A 12,689-nucleotide genomic window follows, 5' to 3' on the forward strand; every position below is an offset into this window, starting at 1 on the left:
CGCCGGATCGGCCCACCAGGCCGATTTTTTCGCCCGGACGAATGTTCAGGCTCAGGCCATCGAGCACTTGGCGTTCGCCATTGTAGTTGAAGCTCACGTTGTCGAAGGTCACAGCCCCGCCGGCGGTCACCAGGACGCTCGCTTCCGGCGCATCCTGCACCTTTGGGCCGCGGGTAAGGGTTGCCATGCCATCCTGCAAGGTGCCGATGCCCTCGAACAGCGAGGTCATTTGCCACATGATCCAGTGCGACATGCCGTTTATACGCAACGCCATGGCGGTAATCGCCGCCACGGCACCTGTGCCGACTTCGCCCAGGTGCCACAGCCAAAGCGCATAACCGCCTGCTGCCATGATCAACGCCACCACCAATGCTTGGTTGACGATTTCGAATTGGCTGACCAGACGCATCTGGCGAAAGCCGGTCTGCTTGAAATCCTCCATGGCCGCGCGCGCGAAGTGCGCTTCACGATTGGAATGCGAGAACAGTTTCACTGTCGTGATGTTGGTGTAGGCGTCTGAGATACGTCCGGTCATCGAGGAGCGCGCATGGGCCTGTTCCTGTCCGACTTTCCCCAAGCGGGGGACGAAGTAGAGCATGGCCAGCCCGAACAACACGATCCAGGCAAGGAAGGGCAGCATCAGTTTCAGTGCGAAGCCGCCGGCCAGTGCGATGATCGCGATGAAATACACCCCGATTCCGGGTGCGATCTCGATAAGGGTGAACAGCACGTCGCGCACGGCCAGCGCAGTCTGCATCACTTTCGTGGTGACCCGGCCGGAGAACTCATCGGAAAAGAACGAAAGGCTTTGCCGGAGCATCAGGCGGTGGAAGTCCCAACGCAGCCGCAACGGCAGATTGATCGCCAATATCTGGTGCTGCACCATCGTACGCAACGCCACCAGCCCGATGCTGGTAAGCATCACGATGCCCATACCCCACAACACGCGACTCTCCTGCGCAGCCGCATCACCACCGGCCTGCCAGGTCGAGAGCAGATCCACGACCTGCCCGAGGAAAGAAAACAGCCAGGCTTCGTAGATCGACACTGCGGCGCTGAGCAGCGCAAACGCAAGAATATAGCCGCGGGCGCCCCGGGTGCACGCCCAAAGGAACTTGGCCAGGCCTTCAGGTGGCGGTGGTACCTCGTCGGGCGGGAAGGGATCAAGTCTTTGTTCAAATGCGCGAAGCATGGTGGTCTCCGAAACGATCAAGTTAAGGGATTCTGCCATTTAAAGGTCACGTTGAGGGTTATGTGGAGTGGCGGGGATGGCTCTATTGACCTGTTGCCCTGGAGTACTCCTGCGCAATCCCTCGTTTCAACCTTCGCGTTTTATATCGGGTGATTCCGTTTGACTGTCTGCTGGACGCCCAGGGTTCATGACCGCTGACGCAACCGGAATAACGATATGATTATATGTTCCTTTCATAATTATCGGTCATTAATATAATCAATTATGTTTTCTGGCTCTGCCTCAGAACCTCGCCGGGACGTCACTCTACTGAGCCGATTTTTGCTCAGCCTCCTCGAATCCACCCATGCCAGGGCTTTTCATGAAGTTGAAAAAACTCATCGTCGCCGCCAGTCTGTTGTTCGCCGCAGCAGCGGCTCATGCGGATCAAGCCATCGATATCAGCTACCAGCGCTCCTCGACGTTATGGATTTTGCTCAAGCAAAGCGGCCAACTGGAAGAGCGCTTGAAACCTTTGGGCTTCACCGTCAACTGGCATGAGTTCAGCACCGGCCTGCTCAGCTCGTTGAATGCGGGCAGTGTCGATTTGCATGCAGACGTAGCGGACGCCTTTGCGTTGTTCACCCAGGCAGCAGACGCGCCGTTGACCTACTACGCGCGGGAAAATCCGTCGTCCAGTGCTCAGGCAATCATCGTTCAGGACAATTCACCGATCCATAGCGTCGCTGATCTGAAAGGCAAAACTGTCGCGGTTTCCAAGGGATCTGGCAGCAACTTTCTGTTGATTGCGGCGTTAAAGAAAGCCGGATTGACCCTCGCCGATATCATCCCGCGTTACCTGGAAGCGCCGGATGGCGGGGCAGCATTTGCCAACGGCAGTGTCGATGCATGGGCCATCTGGGACCCGTTCCTGGCGACCCAACAACGGGAACATCACGTGCGTGTCCTGGCTGATGGCAAGGACGGTGTCGCCAATTACAACCGCTTCTACCTGGCGACGTCGACGTTCGCGAACGCCCATCCGGACGTACTGCAAGTCACCTTCGATACCCTGCACGAGACCGGGCGATGGGTCAAAGYGCACCCGCAGGAAGCCGCGCAAATCCTCGGGCCGCTGTGGGGCAACATTCCGCCCGCCACGGTCGAGTTGGCGAACACTCGCCGCAGCTACGACATCGTCCCGGTCAAGGTCGATGAACTGGCCGAGCAGCAACGCATCGCCGACACCTATTACGCGGCAAAGCTCACACCCAAGCCATTGAAGGTGTCCGACATCGCTGTCTGGACGCCGAAGGCGAAGTAAGGGGGCGTTGCCATGAGTCGTCAAATTCACCTGTCAGCCTTCTTGTTGACCGGTCCGGTCATCCACAGCCACGCGGCGTGGCGTCACCCGGAAACCGTCGGCAATTACCTTGAGCCCGAGTACTACACGCGCGTGGCGAAAGTCGTGGAGGAGGGGTTGTTCGACTTTTTGTTCTTCGCCGATCGCCTTGCGGTGGGCGACCAGATGGGTGGCACCCGGGATCTGGCCTTGCGTTATGGCGCCCAGGACGCGACGCGCCTGGACCCGTTGCCAATCCTGTCTTACCTGATAGGGCAGACCAGCAAGCTGGGGCTGGGGGCAACCCGTTCCACCACTTATTACGAACCGGCGCATATCGCCCGGGAATTCGCCACCCTGGACCACCTGTCCAAGGGCCGTGCCGCGTGGAATATCGTCACTTCGATGAACGACAGTGAAGGGCGGCTGTTCGGCAAGGACAAGCACCTGGAACATGACCTGCGTTACGACCGCGCCGACGAATTTGTCGAAGTGGCGTTGAAGCTGTGGCGTAGTTGGGGAGCAGACGCGCTCAAGCTCGACCGCGAGAGCGGAGTGCTGGCCGATCCATCGAAGATCCGCTCGGTGCAGCACCACGGCGAGTGGTTCAAGGTCGAAGGCCCGCTGAATATTCCGCGTACTCCCCAAGGTCGGCCGGTGCTGATCCAGGCCGGCTCGTCTGGACGTGGTCGACGTTTCGGCGCGCGTTGGGCCGAGGCGATCTTCACTATTCATCCACATTTGGCCGCCATGCGTGCCTTCCGTGACGACGTGCGTGCGCAGGTCGTGCAACAGGGCCGCGAGGCTGACAGCTGCAAAGTGCTGACGGCGGTCATGCCGTTTATTGGTGGCACCGAAGCCGAAGCGCGGGCCAAGCGTGATCGGCACAACGCGCTGGCGCGTCCGGAGTTGGGGCTGGTCACGCTGGCGTCACAGCTCAATGTCGATCTGTCGCCGTTTCCGTTATCCGCGACCCTGGCTGAGGTTGCCCAATCGCCATTGATCCATCCTGCTGCCGCCGAAAAGCTGCTGATGCAAGGCGCGGAAACGACCCTGGAGCAACTGGGACGGATTTTCTCCAGCAGCGTACGCGTGCCGCAACTAGTGGGCACCGGCGCACAAATCGCCGATCAATTGGCCGAGATGTTCCTGGGCGATGGCTGCGATGGTTTCGTGATCTCGCCGGGTTATCTGCCGGGCTCGTTCAGCGAATTCGTCGAAAGCGTGATTCCCCATCTGCAACGCAAAGGGCTGTTCCGCCGTGCTTACGAAGGCTCGACCCTGCGCGAGCATCTGGGGCTCGGCGAATTGAAAGACTAACCACCTCTACCAACCAAAAGGATATTTGAATGGCTGTTTTCGATCGATTAAGCCGTCGTCACTTGCTGGGTATGGCCAGCGTCGCCCTGGCGAGCCCACTGTTGATGTCGCTGCCGCGCCCCAGTTGGGCGACCGATGAACATGCTGGACACGCCATCGATACCGGCGCCGAGCCCACCGGCACTGGTGAGTTCATCCGGCTGGACACCCCGCGTGCGCTGAAACTGGCGGTGAATCTCAATGCGGTATGCCTGGCGCCGGTGGTGGTTGCTCACGGACAAGGCTTCTTCAAGAAGCACAACCTTGATGTCGAGCTGGTCAACTTCGGCAACTCCACCGAAGTGCTGCTTGAAGCGATCGCGACYGGTAAGGCTGATGCCGGTGTCGGTATGGCGTTGCGTTGGCTCAAGGCGCTGGAGCAGGGCTTCGACGTCAAGCTCACCGCAGGTACACATGGTGGTTGCCTGCGTTTGCTCAGTGCGGTCAACGGTAACGTGCATAAGCTGGAAGACCTCAAGGGCAAAACCATCGGCGTCACCGACATGGCCAGTCCGGACCGCAATTTCTTCTCGATCCTGTTGAAAAAACACGGCGTCGATCCGGTGCGCGATGTGGACTGGCGACTGTACCCGGCCGACTTGTTGGGCACTGCGCTGGAGCGTGGTGAAGTCCAGGCGGTCAGCGGCAGTGACCCGTTCATGTACCGCCTGATCAATTCCGGCAAGGCTCAGGAACTGTCCACCAACCTGGTCGAAGAGTACGCCAACCTCAGTTGCTGCGTCGTCGGCGTCACCGGCAAATTGGTACGCGAAGAAAAACGCGTGGCCGCGGCGCTGACCCAAGCGATTCTCGAGGCCCACGATTATTCGGTGAAAAATCCCGAGGCGGTGGCCAAGGGTTTCCAGGCCCATGCGTTGAATACTTCGGTCGAAGAAGTCAAAGCGATCCTGCATGACCACACCCACGGCCACCATGCCGTGGGCGCGCTGCTGACCAAAGAAATCACCACCTACGTCACTGACCTGCAAACCGTGGAAGTGATTCGCCAGAGCACTAACGCCGGCGAGTTTGCCAAGGAGATCACTGTCGATGTCTTCAGCTGAATTTTCGACACTGGCCGCTCCCGCCACGCAGCGGGCTTTCAAGGTGTGGCGCCAAGGCGCGATTGCGGTGGCTGCGTGGGTGGCGGTCGCGTTGTTGATCAGCTATTGGCCGAATGCCACGCGGGTTTGGCCAATGACCCAGGGCCTGGCGAATCTCAGTCTGGCAGTGGCGGCATTGATCGGACTGTTGGGCCTCGTCGGTCGCTGGTCTGCGAAGGTCGCCAGTCGTATGAGTGCCGCGGGTGCCTGGTTGATCGCGTTGCCGATTCTGTTGGGTATCTGGGAATTGCTGACCGCCAAGCTGGGCCTGCTGCCGGTGCCRTTCTTCGCACCACCACAGGCGTTGCTCGCGGTGTACGTGGAAGATTGGCCGCGCCTGGCGGATAGCTTGCTGCATTCGGCGCTGTTGCTGGGCAGTGGTGTGGCGTTGGGCGGCGCGACCGGTTTTGTCGCCGGGGTCGCCATCGGCTGGTCGAGCAGCATCGGCTACTGGCTGCATCCGGTCTTGCGCATTCTCGGTCCAGTGCCTTCGACGGCATTGTTGCCGCTGTGCTTTTTTCTGTTTCCCTCCAGTTGGAGTGCCAGTGTTTTCCTGATCGCCCTGGCGACGTGGTTTCCGGTGACGGTGCTGACATGGTCCGGCGTGGCCAGCGTAGACAAAGCCTATTACGACGTAGCGCGGACCCTGGGCGCGAAACAGGGCTTTCTGATTTTCAAAGTGGCGATCCCGGCGGCATTGCCCCACGTGTTTGTCGGTTTGTTCATGGGGCTCGGTGCCTCGTTCTCGACCCTGGTGGTCGCGGAAATGATGGGCGTCAAATCCGGTATCGGCTGGTACTTGCAATGGGCCCAGGGTTGGGCGGCCTACGCCAATATGTACGCGGCGCTATTGATCATGGCACTGTCCTGCTCGGGGTTGATCTCCGGGCTGTTCCTGATTCGTGACCGACTGTTGGCCTGGCAAAAAGGAGCGGTGAAATGGTAGCGCTGGCACTCACATCGACCACCCCGGTTTTGCCTGGGCTGGCGTTGCGCATTAACACGTTGAGTCACGGTTTTGTCCTGGACGGTCAGCGCTTGCCGGTACTGGAGCAGGTTTCCCTCGACGTCGCCCCCGGTGAGTTCGTCGCCTTGCTTGGGCCTTCAGGTTGCGGTAAATCCACTCTGTTGCGACTGGTGGCAGGGCTGGAACCAGCCGATTCCGGTACGGTGCTGGCCGATGGCGCGCCGATTACCGGCCCGGACCCGAGCCGGGTCGTGGTGTTCCAGGACCCGACCTTGTACCCATGGCGGCGCGTATGGGACAACGTCGCCCTTGGCCTGGAAGCCCAAGGCCTGCTCAAAACCCATTCTGCCAAGGTCGATGACGCTCTGGAAAAAGTCGGCCTCAGCCAATTCGCGCGGGCGTATCCACGCCAGCTATCCGGGGGCATGGCCCAGCGCGTCGCCTTGGCCCGAGCGCTGGTCAACGAACCGCGTCTGCTGATTCTCGACGAGCCGCTGGGCAAGCTTGATTCGCTGACCCGCATCACCATGCAGAAAGAACTGATCGACCTGTGGCAACGCCAGGGCTACACCGCGCTGCTGGTGACCCACGATGTCGAAGAAGCCTTGCTGCTGGCCAATCGGGTGATTGTATTCAGTGACCGTCCGGCTGCGATCAAGGCACAACTGACCATCGAACGGCCGTATCCGCGTCATCGCGATGATCCTTATCTGGTAGACCTGCGGCGCCAGATCATGGGCCTGCTTGGGTTGGGAGAGAGCTGGTAATCACTTGTTCGAGACAACGAAACACCAATATGTTCGCTCCGACAAGGGGGCCACATTTCATAGGGAATACTTCGCACCATGAGTTTCACTTCGTTGCATTGGGGGGCGTACCGTCCGCAGGTCGTCGACGGGAAATTGGAGGCGATGGTTCCAGTGGAGTGGGACCCGGATCCGTCGCCCATCGGTGCCTCGATTCCCGAGGCCATTACGTCGCCGACGCGGATCCTGCGGCCGGCGGTGCGCCGCAGCTATCTGGAGAATCCCGGCGCCCATCCCGAACGGCGGGGTCAGGAACCCTTTGTCGAAGTGTCGTGGGACGTGGCGCTGGACCTGGTCGCTAGTGAACTGAAACGGGTCAGGACCGAGCAAGGCAACCAGGCCATTTTCGGCGGCAGCTACGGTTGGGGCAGCGCCGGGCGTTTCCATCATGCGCAAAGCCAGTTGCACCGTTTTCTCAACCTGTTCGGCGGCTACGTTTTTAGCACAGACAGCTACAGCCTTGGCGCAGGACGGGTGCTGATGCCGCACATTGTCGGCAACATGGATGGGTTGCTGGCCGCGCATACCTCGTGGAAAAATCTGGCGCAGCATTGCGAGTTGTTCATCGCCTTCGGCGGCCTGCCGGCGAAAAACGCACAGACCAGTCCCGGTGGTGCCAGTGAGCATCTGTTGTCCCGCGCGCTGGAAGACATGTCTGAGGCCGGCGTGCAGTTCATCAATGTCAGTCCCTTGCGCGACGATCTGACCGGACCGAAAAACATTCAATGGTTGCCGGTTCGCCCCGGCAGTGACACCGCGCTGATGATGGCGCTGTCCTTCGTGCTGGTCAGCGAAGGTTTGCTCGACGAGGACTTCATTCAGCGCTACACGGTCGGCTATGAGCAGTTTCGCGAGTATCTGCTCGGCCATGTCGATGGCCAGCCCAAAGACCCACTGTGGGCACAGGCGCTGACGGACATTGCGGCACCGCAAATCACCGCGCTGGCACGGCGCATGGCCAGCCAGCGGACCATGATCAACATCGCCTATTCGTTGCAGCGTTCTGTGCATGGCGAGCAGCCGTTCTGGATGACCGTGACCCTGGCCGCGCTGCTGGGTCAGATCGGCTTGCCGGGAGGTGGTTTCGGCTTGGGTTATGGCTGCATGAACAACACCGGCAGCGGTCGAAAATCGTTTTCCGGCCCACGCTTTTCCCAAGGGATCAACCCGGTCGAGGATTTCATTCCGGTGGCACGGGTGAGCGACATGCTGCTCAATCCGGGCGCGCCGTTCGACTACAACGGCAAGCAGTTGCGGTACCCGGACATCCGCCTTGTCTATTGGGCGGGGGGTAACATTTTCCATCACCATCAGGACCTCAATCGTTTGCTGGAGGCTTGGAAGCGGCCGGAAACCATCGTTGTTCATGAGCAGTTCTGGACCGCCCAGGCCAAGTATTCGGATATCGTGTTACCGGCGACGACGGCCCTGGAGCGCAACGACATCGGCAGCTCCGCATCGGACCGCTTCATGATCGCGATGCACCAGGCAATCGCGCCGGTGGGCGAATCCCGGGATGACTATTCGATCCTCGCCGATATCTCAGAGCGCCTGGGTTTCGCCGCCGCCTTCACCGAAGGTCGTGACGCCGAGGCATGGCTGCGCTTTACCTATGACGAGTCCCGGGGCAGGGCGCAGGAACAGGGGATTGAACTGCCAGATTTCGACGCTTTTTGGCGAGACGGATTGTTCGAAATTGCCTACCCCGATACCGACACCGTCTTGCTCAAGTCCTTCCGTGAAGATCCGGACGCGAACCCACTGCAGACCCCTTCGGGGCGGATCGAAATCTTTTCCGAACGCATCGCCAGTTTTGACTATGCCGACTGCCCCGGTCACCCGGTGTGGCTGGACAAGCCGCTGACGCCGTACCCGCTGCAGTTGCTGTCGAACCAACCGAAAACACGTCTGCACAGTCAGTACGATCACGGTGCCTACAGCCGTTCTTCGAAAATCCGCCAGCGTGAACCGCTGACCCTCAACACCGAGGACGCACGCGCCCGGGGCATTGTCGATGGCGACGTGGTCAAGGTGTTCAACGAGCGCGGCGCCTTTCTGGCCGGGGTGATTGTCTCGGATGGAATCCGTCCCGGTGTGGTGCAAATCGCCACCGGGGCCTGGTTCGATCCGCTGGTTCATGGGGAACGAAACAGCTTGGACAAACACGGCAACCCGAACATGATCACGGCCGATGTCGGCTCGTCGAGTTTGTCTCAAGGCTGCTCGGCACAAACCGCTTCGGTGGAGATCGTGAAGTGGGATCAGGCGTTGCCTGCCGTCACCGCTTTCGAGCCGCCGTTGATGGTTTAAGCGAGCACCTCACAGGTTCAGTGTCACGCTTTAGTCAATAGCATTACGGTATCTGGCCGGGCTCTTTTGGAATGCCTGGATTCGATATCACCTACGCCTTATGGCCGCCAAATCCCGACATCCTTCGTATCCACTGCCTTGGGCAACAAGCCGGCGGCAAAAAACGCATCGGCGATTTTCTGTTGTTCACCCAACTCGGCGCTTTTTACCGGTTGTACCTGATAGCTGCGATGGGTGTTGGCGCTCTCGACGGTTTCTACTCCCAGGTTGCCCCACAGTGGGCTGAGCACTTGTGCCGCTTCAAGGGGATTGGTCTTTACCCACCGACCGGTTTTGTCCAGTTGCTCATAAACCACCTTGAGTACGTCGGGGTGTGTGTTGGCGTAGCTTGTGCTGGTCAGGTAGTAGCGCTTGTAGCTGGCCAGGCCTGTGCCGTCAGCCAGGGTGCGGGTCGGCAGTTGCCGTTGGGCGCTGGTCAGGAAGGGTTCCCAGGTGACCCAGGCGTCGACCTTGTTATTCTCGAAGGCTGCGCGACCATCGGCGGGTGACAGGTAGGCGGGTTGGATATCGGAGAACGCGAGGCCGGCCTTGTTCAAGGCGGCGATCAGCAAATAGTGGGCACCGGCAGCTTTGGTTACCGCAACTTTCTTGCCCTTCAAATCAGACAATTGTTGCAGCGACGAGTCTTTGTGCACGACGATCGCCTGGGCTGTTGGCGAGGGTGCTTCCTGGGCGAAAATCGGCACGGTGTCTGCTACATCCGCACTGATGTCGACATTGCCGACATTCAGTGCTTCCAGCAGTGGCAGTCCACTGGGAAACTCATGCCAGCTGACATCAATGTTCTGTTGCGCAAGGGCTGTTTCCAAAGTGCCTTGAGTCTTCAACAGCGTGATCAGTGTCGATGATTTCTGGTAGCCGATCCGCAGCGTTTCGCGGGCCTGGGATGGCAGCGCAAAGGACAGGGCGGCCAGTGCAGCGACCAGACTGATGAGTAGGGGTTGACGGAGTTTCGCATGACTATTTGCAATGGATTTCGACATGGCACGCTCGACATTCAGTAAGAAAAAAGGGCTTTCTGTGTTGAAGAATATGGTTATAAAAATCTATTTATAAATAATTTATAAGCATTAGCTTAGTGGGTTTAGGGTTGCGCTCTTCGTGGGCCTCCACTTGGTCAGTGGGCGATGACAGCAGATCGACTGAAATCAATCCCCGCGTTGCGCGTTCGCCTGATTCTCCAGGGCCAGGCCATTGAGAAAACGTTCGAGATTGGCCAGGAAGCTGTCGGCGATTTCATAGCGGCTGTTGCTGGAAATGGCCGAGGTGTGGGGTGACAGACGCACCCGCGAATGGGCGTAGAGCGGATGACCGTCCGGCAACGGTTCAGGTTCGGTGACGTCCAGCGAGGCGAGGCCGATGTGTCCGCTCTCCAGAGCTTCGAGCAACGCCTCGTGGTCGAGCAAACCACCCCGGGCAATGTTGATCAGGTGCAGGCCTGGTTTCGCGCTGTCGAGTACGGCGCTGTCGACGATGTGCCGGGTCGCATCGGTCAAGSGCGCGGCCAGCACCAGATGATCGGAGCGGGAAAACAGATCATGGATATCCCGCGCTGCTTCGACGCCTTCTACCTCGAAAGGTGTCTGACTCTGGCGCAGCGCCAGCACCTTGATGCCCAGGGCGAGGGCCTTGGTGGCCAAGCTGCGGCCGATGGCACCAAAGCCGAGAATCCCCAAAGTGCTGCCCTTGAGTGGCGTCAGTGCAGTGAAACTCCATTGCGAGTCATGCACCCAAATGTCTGGCAGCCGCTTGGCGGCGGCGAAGATCGCGGCCAGGGCGAACTCCGCGATGTTCTCGGCGGCGCTGCCACGCGAGGTACTGACCGGCGGGCCGTTGAACAGCCATTTCGGGTAGAAATCGATCCCCGACGACACCACTTGAATCCATTGCAACCCATAGGGCCAACCCGGTGGCGGTGTGTCCGGCGCCTGATAGCCGCGCACATTGATCGGCCGTGCCAGCAGAATGCTGACCTCGGCTGGCAAGTCGCTGGGTACGCCCGTGGGCACACCGATGACGCGGGCCTCGGGGTGGGTTTGCGCGAGTCGCTGGCGGATTACTTCGTTGAAATCTTCGTCCAGTTGGCTGGCAATAACGAGCGGGCTCATGGGCGTTCCTTTGACTGGCGCTGGGCGAAGACGGCTTTGCCAACGCCTTGCAAAATCGCGTCGTTTTGCGGTGTGTGGACGCGGCTGCACAGCACATCGCGGTAGTGCCGTTGCAACGGATTGCTGCGTGACAGACCGGGATTGCCCGACGCCTCGATGGCCAGTTCAACCGCGCGAATAGCGTTGCCGGTCACCAGGTATTTAAGTTGCGCCGCGTTACTGGTCGGCGTGTGGCCCTGCGCCGCGGCGTCGAGCAGGCTACGGTTGGCGAACAGCAAGGTGTCGATGTGGCCGACGGTTTCCTGAAAGCGCGGCAGGGTCGACAGCGATGCACCGAGGTTGGACGGCTTGCGTGTTTCCAGCCAGCTCACCAGCCAGTCGCGGGCGGCTTGAGCGACCCCGTCATAGACGGATGACAGCAACACCGACATCCACAGCAAACCATCGCCGTCGAGTTCAGGTTGCGGCGCGCTCCAGCGACTGACGCTGACCGCGTGATCCAGCGGCACTAACACATTGTCGAACACCACCTCGTGGCTGCACGTGGCGCGCATGCCCAGGTGATCCCAATCTTCGATGATGCTGATGCCCGGTGTGTCCTTGTGCACCAGCCAGGCACCGACCAGCGGATCTTCATCATTGCTGCGCGCCCAGAGGCTGAACCAGGTCAGGCCATGGCTGCCGGTGGAGTAGATTTTCCGCCCGCTGATTCGCCAGCCTGCCGCTGTACGCCTTGCGATGGTGGCGGGCAAACCGCCGCGTGCGGGGGTTCCCAGGTCAGGTTCGACCCGCAGGGCATTGATCAGCGCGCCCTCGCGCACGGCGTCGTGGGCCACCTGCAAGCGCAACGCTTCTGGCCAGTTTTGATTGTCTTGCAGTCGTACATGCTGGATGTACTGCATCACCAGAATCAGCGCCGTCGACGGCTCGCCTTTGGCAATTGCACGGATGACCTTGCGTGCCTGTGCGAGGTTCGCGCCACCACCGCCCAGGGCTTTCGGTATGGTCAGCGCGAGGAGGCCGTGCTCATGCAATAGCTTGAAGTTGTCGTGGGGGAAGGTGCCGTTTTCGTCATGGACGTGGGCACTGGCGCCCAGTTGAGCGCTGATGCGCTCAAGCAACGTCTCGAAGTTGGCTGCTTTGATTGAACGAAGAGCAGGCGGATGTTGGGAGGAAAGACTCATGGTGAATTCACTCGAACAAAAAGGGTGAGTGTCGATATTTTTTATTGCGATCAACTGTGGTGAGGGAGCTTGCTCCCGCTCGACTGCGAAGCAGGCGCAAATCCGTTGATGTGATGTGCCTGAAACCCTGCGGCTTTCGGGATTGGGGTCGCTTCGCAACCCGACGGGAGCAAGCGCCCTCGCCACAGGGTTGGAGGTTCGGTGCACAACGGCAGCAATGGATTGATCGCTCACTTCGATTATTTTTGCGGCCTCGCTTCGGTGCGCAAGTCTGCCAGC

Annotated in this window: 10 protein-coding genes; 6 read left to right on the forward strand and 4 right to left on the reverse strand. The window is 59.8% G+C overall.

Features of this window, described 5'->3' with window-relative positions; all coding sequences use genetic code 11:
* A partial coding sequence (locus tag AC1DRJ_RS11230; protein ID WP_477802196.1) for an ABC transporter transmembrane domain-containing protein occupies positions 1 to 1,192 on the reverse strand: 1,192 nt, incomplete at its 3' end.
* Between the two features lie 361 nt (positions 1,193 to 1,553).
* On the opposite strand from AC1DRJ_RS11230, the gene AC1DRJ_RS11235 reads away from it, so the two are divergent.
* The 6 genes from AC1DRJ_RS11235 to AC1DRJ_RS11260 all read left to right on the forward strand — a co-directional run bounded on the left by AC1DRJ_RS11235 (position 1,554) and on the right by AC1DRJ_RS11260 (position 9,058).
* Positions 1,554 to 2,495, forward strand: a complete 942-nt coding sequence (locus tag AC1DRJ_RS11235) for an aliphatic sulfonate ABC transporter substrate-binding protein (protein ID WP_477802197.1) — start codon at positions 1,554 to 1,556, stop codon at positions 2,493 to 2,495.
* Positions 2,496 to 2,507: 12 nt separating this feature from the next.
* Positions 2,508 to 3,833, forward strand: coding sequence for an LLM class flavin-dependent oxidoreductase (locus AC1DRJ_RS11240; RefSeq protein WP_477802198.1), 1,326 nt, complete (start codon positions 2,508 to 2,510; stop codon positions 3,831 to 3,833).
* Between the two features lie 29 nt (positions 3,834 to 3,862).
* On the forward strand, positions 3,863 to 4,936 hold the full coding sequence (locus AC1DRJ_RS11245) for an ABC transporter substrate-binding protein (RefSeq protein WP_477802199.1): 1,074 nt from the start codon (positions 3,863 to 3,865) through the stop codon (positions 4,934 to 4,936).
* Positions 4,923 to 5,921, forward strand: a complete 999-nt coding sequence (locus tag AC1DRJ_RS11250; protein ID WP_477802200.1) for an ABC transporter permease — start codon at positions 4,923 to 4,925, stop codon at positions 5,919 to 5,921. Before AC1DRJ_RS11245 ends, AC1DRJ_RS11250 begins: the two co-directional genes overlap by 14 nt.
* Positions 5,915 to 6,709, forward strand: a complete 795-nt coding sequence (locus AC1DRJ_RS11255; RefSeq protein ID WP_477802201.1) for an ABC transporter ATP-binding protein — start codon at positions 5,915 to 5,917, stop codon at positions 6,707 to 6,709. The genes AC1DRJ_RS11250 and AC1DRJ_RS11255 overlap by 7 nt, the downstream gene beginning before the upstream one ends.
* 78 nt (positions 6,710 to 6,787) lie before the next feature.
* Entirely contained in the window at positions 6,788 to 9,058 is a 2,271-nt protein-coding gene (locus AC1DRJ_RS11260; RefSeq protein WP_477802202.1) for a molybdopterin guanine dinucleotide-containing S/N-oxide reductase, read from the forward strand.
* A gap of 98 nt (positions 9,059 to 9,156) precedes the next feature.
* Here the strand turns inward: AC1DRJ_RS11260 and AC1DRJ_RS11265 are convergent, their stop codons facing one another.
* From AC1DRJ_RS11265 to AC1DRJ_RS11275, 3 genes are all read right to left on the reverse strand, one after another.
* Positions 9,157 to 10,101: an aliphatic sulfonate ABC transporter substrate-binding protein gene (locus tag AC1DRJ_RS11265; protein ID WP_477802203.1), complete on the reverse strand. Its 945-nt coding sequence runs from the start codon at positions 10,099 to 10,101 to the stop codon at positions 9,157 to 9,159.
* 165 nt (positions 10,102 to 10,266) lie between these two features.
* Complete coding sequence (locus AC1DRJ_RS11270; RefSeq protein ID WP_477802204.1) at positions 10,267 to 11,226, reverse strand: D-isomer specific 2-hydroxyacid dehydrogenase family protein; 960 nt, start codon at positions 11,224 to 11,226, stop codon at positions 10,267 to 10,269.
* Entirely contained in the window at positions 11,223 to 12,410 is a 1,188-nt protein-coding gene (locus AC1DRJ_RS11275) for an acyl-CoA dehydrogenase family protein (protein ID WP_477802205.1), read from the reverse strand. The genes AC1DRJ_RS11270 and AC1DRJ_RS11275 overlap by 4 nt, the downstream gene beginning before the upstream one ends.
* Between the last annotated feature and the right edge of the window lie 279 nt (positions 12,411 to 12,689).

Source organism: Pseudomonas sp. P5_B2, from assembly GCF_056400445.1.